This is a genomic window from Cellulomonas fengjieae, from assembly GCF_018388465.1.
Taxonomy (GTDB): Bacteria; Actinomycetota; Actinomycetes; order Actinomycetales; family Cellulomonadaceae; genus Cellulomonas; species Cellulomonas fengjieae.
This window is the reverse complement of record NZ_CP074404.1, coordinates 1,847,082-1,863,147: the sequence shown is the minus strand read 5'-3', so window position 1 is coordinate 1,863,147 and position 16,066 is coordinate 1,847,082. Positions and strand designations below refer to the sequence as shown.

Genomic DNA, 16,066 nt, shown 5'->3' with positions numbered 1-16,066 from the left:
CCGAAGGGAGGACGTCGGCCCAGGTCACATCGCTGGTCTTCTGACGTATCACCCGAATGTCGCGCAACGGCACGGCCACACGGATGAAGGGCATCGCGGTCGGCTACAACGTCTGCCAGCGTGACCCCACGTCACGTCGGGACCGTGCGCTCGTCGTCGTCGTCGCGACGGCGCTCGTGCTGGCCTGCTGCCAAGGTCCCGGTAACCCGGGTGCCACCACGCACGCCGCGACCGGCGCCGACAGCTGCAACCACGCAGCGAGGCGGACACCACCCCTTCTACGACGTCGCCGGGTTCTCCTTCTTGGCAAGGATCTCCGCGGCGCTGCGGTCCGCGAAGCCGGTGAGAACCTGCTGGGCTGCGCCGAACACGACGGCGATCGCGAACAATTGCGGAAGCCCGTTGGGCTGCGTCCCGGTCAGACCGCCGACGACGAACACCAGTCCGACGACCGCCGCGAGCGGACCGACGGCGATCTTGAGCAACCCTTGCTGGAACGGCAGCTTGTACGGCAACTTCCCTCCTGCAGCCTTCAGCATGGGAACCAGGCCGGTGACGAACGCGCCGAGCGCACCAGAGAGCATGACGAACACGAGCAAATGCCACGGGTCGCCCTTGAACCCGTCGGGCGGCGGGATGACTGGCAGGGCAGCAACCCGCCACTGCACCACCACCAAGAGCACCGCACCGAGAACAGCCGTGAGCGACAGCGCGAGCATCCTGTTCCGGAGATTCCGAACCGCGGTGTAGTAGTCATCCGACGCAGAATGGGACTCCTCGAGCAAGGTACGTACCCCGCTTCGCAACTTCGCTTCCCCCGGTACGTCCTTCATCCATCTCACGGCGGCGTCGACGGTGCGTGTGTTCTTGGGCAAGTAGCGCTGCGCGCTGCTGACGATGCCAGGGAGGGCCCCCTGCAGGACTTGGCTGGAACGGAAGCCTGCCAGGTCGCGTTCAACGCCGTGCAACAGGCGCCACACCATCTCGATACGCGAACCGCGCAACCACTCGCTCAACCGAGTACCGCTACCGCGCCGCCCCACGTCGATCATGAGAGAGACCACGTCCAGGTCGTCGAGGAACAACTTTGCTCTGTACTGGTCGAGACCGCCTGCAGCGCGCTGCAGGCGCACCTCCCGCGCGAGCTCGCTACGTCGCGCCTCCGCGGCGGCCTGCCACGTGTAGCGGGGGACGATTGGCGCCCCCCCTCCCGCTCCATTGCCCGGCACGGCAGCGCGCTGGTCGTCGCCCCGGACGGCATCGGGACCGGGAACTTCCTGGTTCGCCGCGATAACCGGGGATTGGTCGGCAAAGGCCTTGCCCGCGGGCAACACGGGCGTGACCGTGGCAGGAGCCGCGGGGGCATTGGGATCGGTCGAAGGGACGGCATCGGGACCGGGAACTTCCTGGCTCACCTCGATAACCGGGGATGCGTCGGCAGGGACCTCGTCCGCGGACAACACGGGCGTAACCGTGGCAGGAGCCGCGGAGGCATTGGGATCGGTCGAACGCTCGTTCTTGACCATCAGGTCCTCCGTCGGAGGTCGTGGCCCGGTCCTCATGACAGGGCCCCAGAACAAATGGGACCCCGGTGGCTGTTCCGATACACCTGCTAGTCGTCAGTAACCAGTGGCGCGTGCGGCTGACACCTACGAAGACGCTCAAGCCGCCAAAAGGACGCACCCGGCGGAGTCGCCGAACGCTCGATTACTTTGCTTCTAGGCGCTCAACCGTGTAGCTCACTCACACGCAGGCGGAGCGAGCTGCGCCACGGCCAGACTCTCCTGCGGCGAAATGCGAACGCACACGTCGGCGACGAGCCGTTCGCTCCACCCTCGACGCGGCTCGCGATCTGCTCGTTCGACAGCAGGCCGAACGACGTCGGCACGACGATCGAGAACACCGGACCGACCGCCACGACGAGAGTGACACCGAGGAGCACGACCCCGGCGGAGTACAGCGTCGCGCGATACGGACACTTGGCCAGACCGAGCGCCAGGCCCATGATCGGGGTCGACAGCGGGGCGATGATCATGGCGCCGATGAAGGTGGCTGTGGTCGGCCAGCACACCTGCTGTCGCGATGACGGCACTCAGGAAGAGCATCGTCCAGAAGGCCGAGCCCTTGGCTGACACCTCCCCCGCCGACAGGTCGAGATCCGCCGTCAGGTCATCGTTGCTCCGACGCTGGCTGTCGGGAAGCACGAGCCGCAGGAGGTTCCACACCATGCCCGCATGGTCGCGAGGTAGCGGTCGCGGGCACCGAGGTGCTTGGAATTCACTGGTTGCGGCGCGGCGACGGGCTGTGGTGCCGTCGCCTGGCTGCTGTTCGGCGTCAGCGTCGTCGTGGAGCTGGACGCCGGCGCCGACCTAGACGACGTCCTATGGAATGGAACCCGCATCAACGCCGGTACCCGCAACGCATTCATCTACAGGACCCGCCGCCACGTCGGAGCGCAGGTCCTGCCGGTCGCTGACAAGGATGGCCGCTACCGTCTCGGCGACGGGGCCACCACCGATTGGCACAAGTTCCGACGGGTGCTTGAGAACGAGCATCCGAGCGACGGAGGCTCGGAGATCGATCGATTGAGCGATGCCCTGGACCTCGTTCGTGACCGACCCTTCCGCGGCATCAGTGGCGCCGAGTACGCATGGGCGGACTACGACATTCAGCGGATGACCGGAGCGATCGCTGAAGCCGCCGCCATACTGGCGCGCTTCCAGCGCGACTCGGGCAGTGAGCGCGAGGCTCTGGACACCGCGCTCCACGGCATGCAGGTGGCGCCCTACTCCGAGTCACTTCAAGGCATGGCCCTCGAAGCAGCCCTGGCGACCGGCGGTCCCGAGGAAGCAGTTCGACTCCGAGCACGGTTCTCCGCCCTGCTCGGCGACCTTGATCCAGAACTTGCTGGCTAGGTACTCACGAAATGTTGAGCTGCATCTGAGCGGACCAAACCCGGGCCCTAATCCCGGCTAGTGGAAGGCAAACAGATCGGCAGGCTCCCGGTGCTCTCGACGGCGTCAGTGCGCAGCGTGCATCAGCATCCCGGCTACACCACGGTTCGGGCAGTGCCACGCTTGAGGAGAGCGCCCCGGCGAGACTGCTCTGCGCAGCGGAGTGGCGACTGAACCGAAGTGAGTGAGGTTATTCACTCAACCGTGAAGTGATGAGACCGCTCCGCGGGGAGGCGGCCTCATCACTTCACGTGTAGCGCGGCGGTAGAAGGCTGGCGTGAGTGTGTGCCCCGGGATCAGGAAGGATCGACGTCGGGCTCCTGAGGCGCACCCGGGTCGACCGGGAACTTTTCAGACTCGGGGATGAATGCGCTCAGGTCCGTACCTTCGAAGGTGGTCTTCTCGAGAAGCTGAACCACGTCACCGTCATCCTCGATCACGATCCCCTGGGGGCTCGGGGGTGTCAGCAGCGGCTGCTTCTTCGGCCGACCGGAATCCCCCCCAAGCATGGGTGTCTGTTCGGCTGTTGCTGCCGCTTCGAGGTAGAAGACCGCGGTGGATGCCTTCGGGACGTGCTTGTCGTAGGAACTCGCAGGAGTGCCACCGGGCGCAGGAAGGACGACGTACACCATCTCGCGGGCCTGACTGGGCAAGGAGCCCGCGTAGATCTTGTCGACGTGCACCTGCAGCACGACCGAACTGCTCAGACCGGGGTCGTCCGCTGAGGTGCCGTATTGCGGTCCGTCGACGATGCGGACAATCTTGCCAGCGACGACCAGGTCTGACGCCTTTGCCAGCTCGGCCGGAGAGGCCACCGGATCGTAGTCCGCGGAGTAGCCGGCGAAGAGATCAGCCAACGCCGAGGCAGATCGGTCTTCCAGTGAGCTGGGCGCACACGCGCCGAGCACGGTGACGGCGACGACGGCCGAAACTGCGGCAGGGAGCAATCTGAGCGATTTCCTCATCACAATCAGCTCCGGTTGTTGAGGTGGTCGATGTGGTGCTGGTTGTACTGCTGGGTAGCCAGACCCTGTCGACGGTGACCTCCCGAATGGTGAAGTGCTGGAACGCCGGCAGCAAGAGGTGCGTCACCTCCCACACGTACCGCTCTCTGGTGCTGACCGCGAGCTCACCTTCGGACTCGAGCTCCGTGCGCCAGTACTCGACGAGGAGCGGGATCGGAGTGTCTCCGGTGATCTCTCGGAAGACCCCTACCCACGGCGCATCATCGAATGCGCGGCGCAATACCCGGCTGGCTCTCGTGGACCGTCTCCAGCCACGCTCGAACGTCCGAGAGGGCGAACCTGAGGTGGCGGCCGATCCGTACGGCGCACGGTCCCTTGCCCTCGGTCCGCCATCGGTAGATGGTCACGACCGGTACACCGACGTACTCCGCCAGTGTTTCGATGCTGAGCAGCGGCTCGAGGCCGTCGGCCGTCGCCGTCGATTGTGTCGAGGCGCTTGTGGGTGACTCGTTCGTGTTCATACACGAAGGTGTGCGCGCCGATGAGCAAGGCACGACGGCGATGCACATCGTTGCCTGCCATCGCGTGCATGCCCTGGTGCGTTCGTGCGGCGCGGGACGATAAACGCAGGGAAAACGCGGGATCGAGCATGTCTGGATACACCTCAGGCCTGGTGAGACACCGTCTCACCAGGCCTGATACGTCGGGCTGACAGGATTTGAACCTGCGACCCCTTGACCCCCAGTCAAGTGCGCTACCAAGCTGCGCCACAGCCCGAACGGCTCCCGTAGAAGCCTCCGAAACTCTACCCCACGGGCGACGTGGTCCGGTCATCGGCGATCACGTCGAGCTCGGCCGCGACCACCGCCAGGATCACCAGGTCCACCAGCAGCCCGATCGTCGCGTCCCAGGGCGCGAGCCGGAACAGGAAGATCTGCGTGACCAGCAGCGCCACCAGGACCGCGCGCCGGAACCAGCGGTAGCCGTCCTCCCGGTCGCCGCGCACACGGGCCAGACCGACCACGGCGAAGGCGGTCGAGGCGAACCCGCTGAGCAGGATGCCCACGACGAGCCAGGCGGGCTCGTCGGCGGACGCCGTCCAGCCGTAGATCCCACGCGCCAGCGTCACGGCGGACGTCGCGACCAGCAGGGCGACCGTCACCCAGGGCACCCAACGGGCCCGGACGAGCCAGCGGGACACGTGGACGATCCCCCGGGACATCGCCCCCACGGGGTCGGGGAGCTCGTGGGCGTCGTGCTCCACCGCCTCCAGCAGCGCACGCACCTGCGCGGCGCCCGGGGCGTCGCCGGCGCGCTCGAGGTACCAGTGCGCCCGGGTGCGCTCCCGGGCGCTGAAGCCGCCCGCGAGGCCCGCGACCGCCTGGTCGGCGGCCGCGGCCAGGTACTCGGACGGCTCGCGCGGATGGCGGCGGTGCAGCATGTCCGCGAAGAGTCCCAGGCCGACGACCACGAGGTAGATGAGGGCCGCCGTCGGTTCCCAGAAGTAGTCGTAGTCCGACGTGACGAACTTGCCGATCTCGTCGATGAACAGCCCGAAACCGACGCCGGCGAGCACCACGACGACCCGGCGGACGACCGGGCCGACGAACGTCATGAGGACGATGAACGCCAGGGCCATGAGCAGGCCGCCCCACAGCACGTGGGAGATGTGCACTCCCCCGCCGCCGAGCTGCGGGAAGCCGGTGAGCCGAAGCAGCAGACGGGTGACGACGACCGTCGCGAGCGTGATCGCCAGGAACGCCGTGATGTGGCTGCTCGACGCGGGGTCGCGCGGCAGCCCGAGCCGCAGTGGCAGCCGCCGAGGCGGCACCGGACCCTTCGACGTCACCGCTTGCGCTTCTCCCGGACCCGGACGGAGATGGAGATCGGCGTGCCCTCGAAGCCGAACGTCTCGCGCAGGCGACGCTCGATGTACCGGCGGTAGCCGGGGTCGAGGAAGCCGGTGGCGAAGATGACGAAGCGCGGCGGGCGGGTGGACGCCTGCGTCGCGAACAGGATGCGGGGCTGCTTGCCGCCGCGCAGCGGGTGCGGGTGGGCCGCGACGAGCTCGCCCAGGAACGCGTTGAGGCGCCCGGTCGAGATGCGCATGTCCCACGACTCCAGCGCGCGCTCGAGCGCGGGCACCAGCCGGTCCGTGTGCCAGCCGGTCTTGGCGGAGATGTTGACCCGCGGCGCCCACTGCACCTGGACCAGGTCCTGCTCGATCTCGCGTTCGAGGAACGGGCGGCGGTCCTCGTCCATGAGGTCCCACTTGTTGTACGCGATGACGAGCGCGCGACCGGCCTCGATGACCTGGGTGATCACGCGGGTGTCCTGCTCCGTGAGCTTCACCGAGGCGTCGACCAGCACGACCGCCACCTCCGCCTTCTCGATCGCGGCCTGCGTGCGCAGCGAGGCGTAGAAGTCGGCGCCGGACGTCTGGTGCACCCGGCGGCGGATCCCTGCGGTGTCGACGAACACCCACGGCTTGCCCTTGAGGGCGACGAGCTCGTCGACCGGGTCACGGGTGGTGCCGGCGACCTCGTCGACCACGACGCGCTCGGCGCCGAGGACCTTGTTCAGCAGCGAGGACTTGCCGACGTTCGGGCGGCCGACCAGCGCCACACGGCGAGGGCCGTCGGGGATGGGCTTGCCGTGCGCCGAGACCTCGGGCAGGGCCGCGATCGCGGCGTCGAGCAGGTCGCCCGTGCCCCGCCCGTGCAGAGCGGAGACGGGGAACGGCTCGCCGAGCCCGAGCGACCACAGGTTGGCGGCGTCCGCCTCGCCGGCGGGTCCGTCCACCTTGTTGGCGCACAGCACCACGGGCTTGCCGGCCTTGCGCAGGAGCCGGACCACCTGGGTGTCGGTCTCGGTGACTCCGACGGTCGCGTCGACGACGAAGATCACGGCGTCGGCGAGCGAGATCGCGACCTCGGCCTGCTGGGCCACGCGCGCCTCGATCCCGGCGACGTCGACCTCCCAGCCACCGGTGTCGACCAGCGTGAACCGCTTGCCCGACCACTCGGCCGGGTAGCTCACGCGGTCGCGCGTGACGCCCGGCTTGTCCTCGACGACGGCCTCGCGGCGCCCGAGGATACGGTTGACGAGCGTCGACTTGCCGACGTTGGGCCGTCCGACGACCGCGAGCACCGGGAAGACGACGACCGGCTCCTCGCCGATCTCGCCGACGTCCCCGGCGTGCAGGAGAGCGAGGTCCTCGTCCTCGAGCTCGTAGTCGGTGAGCCCGGCGCGCAGCGCGCGCTCGCGGTCGGCGTCGCCGGCCTCGTCGGGCAGCGCAAAGGTGGGCTCGGGCTCAGTCATGCGTCCATTGTCCCCTGTCCGCCGACCGCGCGGGGACGCCGACCGCCGAGAGTCCCGTCACGGCCGCCAGATCGCCACCGCCACATCGCGCGCCCGCTCGCTGAACGGGCCGGCACCGAGCAGCAGGCGCAGGTCGTGCACGAAGTCGTCGAACCGGTCGGCGAACAGGTGCGCGGCCGAGCTGGACAGGGACAGGACGGCGGCGACGACGTCGTCCGTGGTGCGCTCGAGCACCTCGCCGCGCGGGACGACGAGCCGCTGCGGCCCGCGGTAGCCGGCGGCGCGCATCACGTCGTCCTCGCCGCCGCGCGTGCCGTGGGGAAGCGACCCGCGCCCGGCTCGTCGGACCGGCCCCAGGTAGTCCTGCACCAGCTGGTCGATGTGCTCCCAGGGCGGCTGCGGGTGCGGGAGCGTCGCGTCGTCGATCCCGACCCCGCGATGGGTCGTCGCCGAGACGTGCACCCACGCGCCGTCCGCGTCGAGCATCGCCCGCACGCGCTCGGCGACCAGCGGCTGGTCCATCCAGTGGAAGGACTGCGCGAACACGACCGTCCGGAACCTGCCCAGGTCCGCGGGCAGCTCCTCGGCGCGCAGCCGGCGCCACTGCACGGGGAGCGACCCCGCTGCGCGGCGGGCCTCGACGAGCATGTCCGGGTCCGGGTCCACCCCGACCGCCGCGGCGTACAGGGGTGCGAGCAGCAGGGTGAGCGAGCCGGGGCCGCAGCCGACGTCCAGCAGGCGGCCCGTCCCGTCGAGGCTCAGCGCGTCACGCAGGGCGTCGGCCAGTGCGGGCGGGTACGCCATCCGGCCGACGGAGTAGTGCGCCGCCGTCCCGGCGAACAGGGTCGGGTCCCACTCCCAGTCCCGGTCCCGGTCCATGGCCGACCTGCCTCAGCCGACCCGCTCGCGGTTGGGGTCGTCCGTCGGCAGCGCGATCCCCGTCCGCGCCTGCGCCCGGTCCACGAGGTCGGCGAGGGCTACCCGGATGGCCTCGTTGGCCTCCTGGAGGGCCCCTCGACCCGACATCCCCGGTGTGCGCTCGATCGTCAGCGGCTCACCGAACTCGATGGCGAGCCGGCGTCGCAGCCCGGGCACGTGGCCCACGGACTCCCCCGTCCGGCGCGTGCCGAGGACGGCGACCGGCACCACGGGAGCCTTGGCGTTCAGCGCCAGCCACGTGATGCCCGCGCGGGCGTTCGCCGCGTCGCCCTTGCCGCGGTTCCCCTCCGGGAACACGCCGACCACGCCGCCGCGCTTGAGGACCGCGAGGGCGCTGGTGAGCGCGGAGCGACCGCCGTCGCGCTCCACGGCGATCTGGCCGGAGGCGCGCAGCACGGAGCCGACCGGCCCCCAGAACATCTCCGACTTCACGAGCATGTGCGAGGGCCGCGGTGAGACCCCGAGCAGCACGGGTCCGTCGACGAGCCCCGTGTGGTTGGCGGCCAGGAGCACGGGTCCCTCGGCCGGCACCAGGTGCGCAGCCACGACCTCGGTGTCCCACACGCCCTTCGCCAGGAAGCGCCCGACCCAGCGCGCCCAGCGCGGACCCCGCTCCGACGGGCCGACGGCCGTGCTCACGGGCGGGGGCCGACGACCGACTCGACGACGTCGAGGACGGCCTGCACGGTCTGCTCGAGGTCCAGGTCCGAGGAGTCCACGGTCACGACGCCGTCGGCGGCGACGTGGAACTCGACCACCGTCGAGTCGTCGGCGTCGCGGCGCAGCACCTGGTCACGGGTGGCCTCCACCGCGGCGGCGTCGTCGGTGCCGTGCACCTCACGCGCCCGACGGGCCAGGCGGGCCTCCTCGCTCGCGGTGAGCAGCACGCGGACGTCCGCGTCGGGAGCCACGACGGTCGTGATGTCACGGCCCTCCGCGACGATCCCGCTCCCGGTCTGGCGGGCCGTCTCGATCTCGGCCCGCTGCCGGCGGCCGAGCTCGGCGCGGACCGCGAGGTTGGTCGCGACCGCGCTGACGGCCGCGGAGATCTCCGTGGTGCGGATGGCCTCCCCGACGTCGGTGCCGTCCACCCGCACCGTGGGGTGCGCCGGATCCGTGCCCATGACCAGCGGCAGCGCCTCGACCTGGGCGGCGACCTCGTCGACTTCGGTGAGCGGCACGTCCTGGTGCAGGCACCACCACGTCGCCGCGCGGTACATCGCCCCGGTGTCGAGGTACGCGAGCCCGAGCGCGCGCGCCACCCCCCGGGCGACGCTCGACTTGCCGGACCCGGAGGGCCCGTCGATCGCCACGACCACAGCCTTGCTCAACTCACCAGTCTCCATCCGCGGGCCGTCAGCTCCGCCTCGAGGTGCTCCACCCGGCCGGGCAGCACCGAGATCTCCGCCATGCCGACCGGCCGGCCGGCCGCGTGCTCGAGGTGCAGGTCCTCGAGGTTGACGCCGGCCTCCCCCACCTCGGTCAGCAGCCGGGCCAGCTCACCGGGTGCGTCCGGCACCAGCACGCTGACCACGCCGTACGTCCGCTGCGCCCCGCCGTGCTTGCCGGGGATGCGCGCGACGCCGGCGTTCCCGTCGGCGATCGCCTGCGCCAGGGCGGCCAACGCCCCGAGCTCGACCGTCTCGGGACCGTCCGCCACCGCCGCCCGGCCGAGGGCGTCGATGACGCCGTCCAGGTCCGTGCGCAGGTCCACCAGGACGTCGCGCACGGCGGCCGCGTTCGCCGCGAGAATCGAGGTCCACAGGGCCGGGTCCGACGCCGCGAGGCGGGTGACGTCCCGCAGTCCCTGGCCGGCCAGGGCGAGCGCCGCGTCGTCGGCGCCGCTCAGGCGCGCCGCGACCAGGCTGGCGGCGACCTGCGGCACGTGGGAGACCGCGGCGACCGCGGCATCGTGCGCGTCGGCGTCCATGGCCACCGGCACCGCGCCGAGGTCGACGGCGAGCGAGCGCACGGCCAGCACGGCGTCCGGGTGCGACGAGCCCGAGTCGCAGACCACCCACGGCCGCCCCAGGAACAGGTCGGGCACGGCGGCGGACGGACCGGAACGCTCGCGGCCCGCCATCGGGTGCGAGCCGACGTAGCGCCCCAGGTCCGCGCCGGAGGAGCGCAGCTCGGCCAGCACGTACCCCTTCACGCTCGCCACGTCCGTCACGACGGCGTCGGGGTAGGCGGCGAGCTCGGCACGGACCACGTCCGCCGTCACGTCGGGCGGGGCGGCGACGACGATCAGGGCGGGCGTCATGTCTGTCGGGGAGGCAGGCCGTCCGGCCCCGACGTCGCGCGCGAGGGCGAGCGCCGTCCGGGACGGGTCGTGCAGGACGACGTCGACACCCTGGGCGGTCAGCGCGAGGCCCACCGACGTGCCCAGCAGGCCGGTGCCGACGATCCGCACCGGCCCGCGCGTCGCCAGCGTCACATGCCCACCCGCGTCATCAGGGAGCCCACCTCGGTCTTGGACAGCACACGCGTGCGCCCGGGCTTGAGGTCACCCAGGCGGATGGGGCCGATCTGCGTCCGGACCAGCTGGGTGACGGGATGACCGACCTCCTCGAAGATCCGGCGCACGATGCGGTTGCGACCCTCGTGCAGCTCGATCTCCACCAGGCTCGCCTGGGGCGTGGTCTGGACGATGTGGAACTTGTCGACCTTGGCGAGGCCGTCCTCGAGCTCGATGCCCTTGACCAGCCGGGTCCCGAGCGACGGCGTCACGCGCCCTTCGAGCTGGGCCAGGTAGACCTTCGGCACGCCGTGCGACGGGTGCGACAGGCGGTTGGCCAGGTCCCCGTCGTTGGTCAGCAGGATCAGGCCCTCGGTCTCGGCGTCCAGGCGGCCGACGTGGAAGAGCCGCTCCGACCGGTCGGACACGAACTGCCCGATCGACGGTCGCCCCTCGGGGTCGTGCATGGTGGAGACGACGCCGCGCGGCTTGTTCAGCGCGATCGTGACGATCGACGAGTCGAGCTGCACGCGCATGCCGTCCACGTGGATGACCGCCGTCAGCGGGTCCACCCGCACGCCGAGCTCGTCCACCCTGTTCCCGTCGACGGTCACGCGGCCGGCGGAGATGAGGTCCTCGCAGGCGCGCCGCGACCCGAGACCCGCCGCGGCGAGCACCTTCTGCAGGCGCACGCCGTCCGGGTCGTGGACGTCGATGGTCACCTCGGGCGTGCGACTGGCCTTCGAGGGCCTGCTCGACGCACCGTCGCTGCGGGGGCGACCGCCGCCGCTGCGCGGCCCGCCACCGGCCTTGGGGGCACCGCTGCGGGGGTACCCGCCGCCAGACCGCGGCGCCGCGCCGCGCGGCGCACCGCTGCGGGGCGAACCGCTCGCGGACCCGCGCGAGGCGCCGCCCGCGGAGCCGCCCTGCGAGCCGCTGTCGGCCCCGGCGCCGCGCCTGCCGCCGGATCGACCACCGGACGCGCCGGCGCCTCCTGATCGTCGTTCCTGGGGGCTCATCTGCTGTCTCCGATCGCCTGGTCGACCCCGTCGAAGGAGTCGATGTCCGGCAGGTAGGGCGCGAGTGGGGGCATCTCGTCCAGGCTGGACAGCCCCATCCGCTCCAAGAAGTATCCCGTGGTCTGGTAGAGCACCGCACCGCTCGACGGGTCCGTGCCCATCTCCGCCACCAGCCCGCGGGTGGTGAGCGTGCGGACGACGCCGTCCACGTTGACCCCGCGGACCGCGGACACCTGTCCGCGGGTCACCGGCTGCCGGTACGCGATCACGGCGAGCGTCTCGAGCGCCGCCTGCGTCAGCCGGGCCGTCTGCCCGTCCAGCACGAACCGCCCGACGACGTCGGCGTAGGCGGGGGCGGAGTAGATCCGCCAGCCGTCGCCCACGCGCCGGACCTCGAAGCCCCGCGGGCGGCCCCCGAGCTCGCCGCGGTACTCGGCGGAGAGCTCGGCCAGCAGCGCCTCGACGCGGCTGGTCGGCAGCGCGAGAACCGTCGCCAGGCGCACCGCCGAGATCGGCTCGTCGGCCACCATAAGCACCGCCTCGAGCGCCGCCAGCGCGCCGCCGGGCAGGTCATCGACGTCGAACGCCAGCTCGTCGGCGGCGGCGCTCTCGGCTGCGACCTGCTCGTCGACCGGCTCGTCGGTCGGCTCGTCGGGAACCGGCTGCTCGCTCATGCGTCCTCCTCGGGTGCCCGGTCACGGGCAAGTTCTGCGTCGAGCGTCGTGTCGAGCGTGTCGAAGTCGTCCGAGACCTCGATCTCGCCCTCCTCGGCGCCGGTCCACCGCACGGTCAGCTCGCCCAGGGGCGTGACCTGCTCGAAGGCGACGGCGCCCTCCCGGAAGAGCTCCAGCAGCGCCAGGAACCGGGCCACCACCACGACCGTGGCGTCCGCGTCCGCGGTCAGGTCCCGGAACGAGAGCGCACCGCCGTGCCGGAGCCGGTCCACCAGGACCGCCGCCTGCTCGCGGACGCTCACCGCCGGGGCGTGCAGGTGGCTGATGTCCACGCCCGGGGGCGCCGCCTTCGGCTGCTCCGCCTTGGCCGCCAGCGCCGCCAGCTGCTCGGGGCCGATCTGCCAGACCAGCTCCGGCAGCAGCGCCGCCAGGTGCGGCTCGAGCTGGACCAGCCGCGGGAAGCGTCGCCCCTCGGTGGCGAACCGCTCCGCCAGGTCGGCGGCGACCAGCTTGTACGCCCGGTACTGCAGGAGCCGGGCGAACAGCAGGTCGCGGGCCTCCAGCAGCTCCAGGTCCTCCGCGTCCTCGACGTCCGCGGAGGGCAGCAGCCGGGCGGCCTTGAGGTCCAGCAGGGTGGCGGCGATCACCAGGAACTCGCTGGCCTGCCCCAGGTCCCACTGCTTCTCGGCGGCCCGGATGTGCGCGATGAACTCGTCGGTGACCTGTGCGAGCGCGACCTCGGTGATGTCCAGCTTGTGCTTGGCGATCAGCCCGAGTAGCAGGTCGAACGGCCCGCTGAAGTTGGTGAGGTGGACCTCGAACGCACTCGTGCCCACGGGCGCGCTCGCACCGGTCGGCGCGGGGACCGACGTCGAGGGCGGGACCGCGCGCTGGTCAGGCGGCGTCGCCACGGGCGACGAGCTCACGTGCCAGCTGACGGTAGGCCGCCGCACCCGAGTGCGTCGGGGCGTAGGTGGTGATCGGCTCGGCGGCGACGGTGGCGTCGGGGAACTTCACGGTGCGGCTGATGACGGTGTGCAGCAGCGTGTCCCCGAACGCCTCCTTGACGCGCGCCACGACCTCGCGGGCGTGCAGCGTGCGGGGGTCGTACATGGTGGCCAGGATGCCGTCGAGCTCGAGCCGCGGGTTGAGCCGGTCGCGCACCTTCTCGATGGTCTCCACCAGCAGCGCGACACCGCGCAGGGCGAAGAACTCGCACTCCAGCGGGATGAGCACGCCGTGCGCGGCGGTCAGGGCGTTCACTGTCAGCAGACCGAGCGACGGCTGGCAGTCGATCAGCACCACGTCGTAGTCGTCCAAGACCGGTCGCAGTGTCCGGGACAGCACCGACTCGCGCGCCACCTCGCCGACCAGCTGGACCTCGGCGGCGGACAGGTCGATGTTGGCGGGCAGCAGGTCCAGGCCCGGCGTCGCCGTCTGCTGGATGAGCGAGTGGATGTCCGCGTCCCGCTCCATGAGCAGGTTGTAGACCGTCCGGTCCAGCTCGTGCGGGCTGATGCCCAGGCCCACGGAGGCGGCGCCCTGCGGGTCGAAGTCGACGATCAGCACCTTGCGGCCGTACTCGGCGAGCGCGGCGGCAAGGTTGATGGTGGTCGTCGTCTTGCCGACGCCACCCTTCTGGTTGCACAGCGCGATGACCCGCGCCGGACCGTGCGACGCGAGCGGGGCGGGGTCCGGGAACACAGGCATCGGCCGCCCGACGGCGTCGAGCTGCGGGTCGGTCGTCTGCTGGCTCACCACGCGGACAACCTACCGGAGGCGGGTGCCCGATGGCCCCGCGACAGTCCGACGCAGCGCGGATCTCACCGCGCGCGCGGGTGCGCAGCCGCGTAGACCTCGCGCAGCGTGTCGGGCGTCACCATCGTGTAGATCTGGGTGGTCGTCACCGAGGCGTGCCCCAGCAGCTCCTGCACCACCCGGACGTCCGCTCCCCCGGCCAGCAGGTGCGTCGCGAACGAGTGCCGCAGCGTGTGCGGCGAGATGTGCTCGGCACCGGCCAGGCCCGCACGCTCGGCGGCGACGCGCAGCACCGCCCAGGCGCTCTGCCGGCTCAGGCGCGCACCCCGGGTGTTGAGGAACAGGCCCGGGGACCCGCCCCTGCTGCCGACGGCCAGCGCAGGCCGGGCGCGGACCAGGTACGCCTCGACGGCCTCGAGGGCGAAGGACCCGAGCGGGACGACCCGCTCCTTGCTGCCCTTGCCGAACAGCCGGACGGCGGCACGCCCCGGGGTGCGGTCGACGTCGTCGACGTCGAGGCCCACGGCCTCCGAGATGCGCGCCCCCGTCCCGTAGACCAGCTCCAGGAGCGCCCGGTCGCGCAACGGGACGGGGCCGTCGCCGAGCCCGGCCGCGTCCAGCAGGCGCTCGACGTCACCGACCGAGATGGCCTTGGGCAGGCGCTTGGGCTGTGCCGGCGGCTTCACGGCGCGCGCCGGGTCCATACCGGTCACGCCGTCCAGGAGGAGGAACTTGTGCCATCCCCGAACGGCGACCACGATGCGCGCCGCCGACGAGGCCGACAGGGCGGTGCGTCCGTCCGACCCCGTGCGGACGGCCAGCAGGAAGTCCTCGACGTCGAGCTCCGTGACGTCGGCCGGCGTGCGGTGCCCGCGGGACTCCAGATACGCCGTGTACCGGGTGAGGTCCCGCCGGTAGGCGAGCAGGGTGTTGGCGGACAGGCCGCGCTCCACCGTGAGGTGGGCGAGATACAGCTCGAGCGCCGAGCCGATCTCGGTGGCCGTCACCCGCGCGCTCAGAACGGCAGGAAGACGTCCACCGCGATCGCGACGGACAGCAGCGTCAGGTAGGTGATCGACGCGTGGAAGACGGACATCGCGCGCAGCTTGCCGGCCTCGGGGTGCTCCGCACGACGCAGGAGGCCGATGCACGACCACAGGAACCACAGCCCGAGCGCCAGGGCGACCACCCCGTAGACCCAGGTCATGCCCTGCACGGGGACCAGCAGCAGCGAGCACGCGATCATCGCGATCGTGTACGCGATCATCTCGCGGGCGACCTTGGTGTCCTTGGCCACCACCGGCAGCATGGGGACACCCGCGGCCGCGTAGTCGCGGCGGAACTTCATCGACAGCGGCCAGTAGTGCGGCGGCGTCCAGAAGAAGATGACTCCGAACAGCAGCGCCGCCGTCCACGACACCCCTCCGGTCACGGCCGACCACCCGATGAGGACAGGCATGCACCCGGCGGCCCCGCCCCAGACGATGTTCTGCGGGGTGCGGCGCTTGAGGATCATCGTGTAGCCGACGACGTAGATGAGGATCGCCGCGGCCGTCAGCCAGGCCGACGCCGGGTTCACCATCACGGCGAGCCACGTGAGCGACAGGACGCCGAGCACGAGCCCGAAGACCAGCGCCGCGCGGGGCGTCACCTCACCGGTCACGATGGGCCGCCGCTTGGTGCGGTTCATGATCTTGTCGATGTCGCGGTCGAGGTAGCAGTTCAGCACGTTGGCCGAACCCGCTGCGGCGGCGCCGCCGACCAGGGTCGCGACGACGAGCCTCAGCGAGGGGAACCCTCCGTGCGCCAGGATCATCGTCGGCAGGGTGGTGACGAGCAGCAGCTCGATGACCCGGGGCTTGGTCAGCGCGACGTACGGACCGACCACCCGGCGCAGCCGCGCGAGCGGGCCGCTCGGCGCGACGGAGACCGTCGTGTCCGAGGAGGTCGCCGCGACGGGCGCCGACGTCTCGTTCGA

At 71.3% G+C, this 16,066-nt stretch carries 17 protein-coding genes and 1 tRNA gene; 1 reads left to right on the top strand and 17 read right to left on the bottom strand.

Annotated features, from left to right (window positions below; translation table 11 throughout):
• Window positions 1-278 precede the first annotated feature (278 nt).
• Complete coding sequence (locus KG102_RS08630) at window positions 279-1,526, bottom strand: hypothetical protein (RefSeq protein WP_208289970.1); 1,248 nt, start codon at window positions 1,524-1,526, stop codon at window positions 279-281.
• Between the two features lie 200 nt (window positions 1,527-1,726).
• Complete coding sequence (locus KG102_RS08625; protein WP_208289971.1) at window positions 1,727-2,035, bottom strand: DUF389 domain-containing protein; 309 nt, start codon at window positions 2,033-2,035, stop codon at window positions 1,727-1,729.
• Window positions 2,036-2,270: 235 nt separating this feature from the next.
• On the opposite strand from KG102_RS08625, the gene KG102_RS08620 reads away from it, so the two are divergent.
• Window positions 2,271-2,915 carry a BTAD domain-containing putative transcriptional regulator gene (locus KG102_RS08620; RefSeq protein ID WP_208289972.1) on the top strand — a complete coding sequence of 215 codons (645 nt, stop codon included), beginning with the start codon at window positions 2,271-2,273 and terminating at the stop codon, window positions 2,913-2,915.
• 335 nt (window positions 2,916-3,250) lie between these two features.
• Here the strand turns inward: KG102_RS08620 and KG102_RS08615 are convergent, their stop codons facing one another.
• The 15 genes from KG102_RS08615 to KG102_RS08545 form a co-directional block, all read right to left on the bottom strand.
• Complete coding sequence (locus KG102_RS08615) at window positions 3,251-3,919, bottom strand: hypothetical protein (RefSeq protein ID WP_208289973.1); 669 nt, start codon at window positions 3,917-3,919, stop codon at window positions 3,251-3,253.
• Window positions 3,920-4,179: 260 nt separating this feature from the next.
• On the bottom strand, window positions 4,180-4,440 hold the full coding sequence (locus tag KG102_RS08610) for a helix-turn-helix transcriptional regulator (RefSeq protein WP_208213502.1): 261 nt from the start codon (window positions 4,438-4,440) through the stop codon (window positions 4,180-4,182).
• Between the two features lie 182 nt (window positions 4,441-4,622).
• A tRNA-Pro gene (locus tag KG102_RS08605) sits at window positions 4,623-4,696 on the bottom strand.
• A gap of 28 nt (window positions 4,697-4,724) precedes the next feature.
• Window positions 4,725-5,768 carry a hypothetical protein gene (locus KG102_RS08600; RefSeq protein ID WP_208289974.1) on the bottom strand — a complete coding sequence of 348 codons (1,044 nt, stop codon included), beginning with the start codon at window positions 5,766-5,768 and terminating at the stop codon, window positions 4,725-4,727.
• The gene (der, locus tag KG102_RS08595) at window positions 5,765-7,240 is read right to left on the bottom strand and encodes a ribosome biogenesis GTPase Der (protein WP_208289975.1); all 1,476 of its coding nucleotides are present in this window, start codon (window positions 7,238-7,240) and stop codon (window positions 5,765-5,767) included. The genes KG102_RS08600 and der overlap by 4 nt, the downstream gene beginning before the upstream one ends.
• Before the next feature lie 57 nt (window positions 7,241-7,297).
• A complete protein-coding gene (locus KG102_RS08590) occupies window positions 7,298-8,119 on the bottom strand; it encodes a class I SAM-dependent methyltransferase (protein ID WP_208289976.1) in 822 nt (273 codons plus the stop codon).
• 12 nt (window positions 8,120-8,131) lie between these two features.
• On the bottom strand, window positions 8,132-8,818 hold the full coding sequence (locus KG102_RS08585) for a lysophospholipid acyltransferase family protein (RefSeq protein WP_208289977.1): 687 nt from the start codon (window positions 8,816-8,818) through the stop codon (window positions 8,132-8,134).
• Window positions 8,815-9,525, bottom strand: a complete 711-nt coding sequence (gene cmk, locus KG102_RS08580) for a (d)CMP kinase (RefSeq protein ID WP_208289978.1) — start codon at window positions 9,523-9,525, stop codon at window positions 8,815-8,817. Before cmk ends, KG102_RS08585 begins: the two co-directional genes overlap by 4 nt.
• On the bottom strand, window positions 9,507-10,616 hold the full coding sequence (locus KG102_RS08575) for a prephenate dehydrogenase (protein ID WP_208289979.1): 1,110 nt from the start codon (window positions 10,614-10,616) through the stop codon (window positions 9,507-9,509). The genes cmk and KG102_RS08575 overlap by 19 nt, the downstream gene beginning before the upstream one ends.
• Window positions 10,613-11,359: a pseudouridine synthase gene (locus tag KG102_RS08570; RefSeq protein ID WP_208213509.1), complete on the bottom strand. Its 747-nt coding sequence runs from the start codon at window positions 11,357-11,359 to the stop codon at window positions 10,613-10,615. Before KG102_RS08570 ends, KG102_RS08575 begins: the two co-directional genes overlap by 4 nt.
• A gap of 293 nt (window positions 11,360-11,652) precedes the next feature.
• Entirely contained in the window at window positions 11,653-12,330 is a 678-nt protein-coding gene (gene scpB, locus KG102_RS08565) for an SMC-Scp complex subunit ScpB (protein ID WP_208213510.1), read from the bottom strand.
• The gene (locus KG102_RS08560; protein WP_307802446.1) at window positions 12,327-13,256 is read right to left on the bottom strand and encodes a segregation and condensation protein A; all 930 of its coding nucleotides are present in this window, start codon (window positions 13,254-13,256) and stop codon (window positions 12,327-12,329) included. Before KG102_RS08560 ends, scpB begins: the two co-directional genes overlap by 4 nt.
• Window positions 13,225-14,040 (bottom strand): ParA family protein, encoded by an 816-nt coding sequence (locus KG102_RS08555; protein ID WP_243884825.1) that lies wholly within the window; start codon window positions 14,038-14,040, stop codon window positions 13,225-13,227. Before KG102_RS08555 ends, KG102_RS08560 begins: the two co-directional genes overlap by 32 nt.
• A gap of 113 nt (window positions 14,041-14,153) precedes the next feature.
• Window positions 14,154-15,095 carry a site-specific tyrosine recombinase XerD gene (locus KG102_RS08550; RefSeq protein ID WP_208289980.1) on the bottom strand — a complete coding sequence of 314 codons (942 nt, stop codon included), beginning with the start codon at window positions 15,093-15,095 and terminating at the stop codon, window positions 14,154-14,156.
• Between the two features lie 8 nt (window positions 15,096-15,103).
• Window positions 15,104-15,985 (bottom strand): heme o synthase, encoded by an 882-nt coding sequence (locus KG102_RS08545; protein WP_243884827.1) that lies wholly within the window; start codon window positions 15,983-15,985, stop codon window positions 15,104-15,106.
• Between the last annotated feature and the right edge of the window lie 81 nt (window positions 15,986-16,066).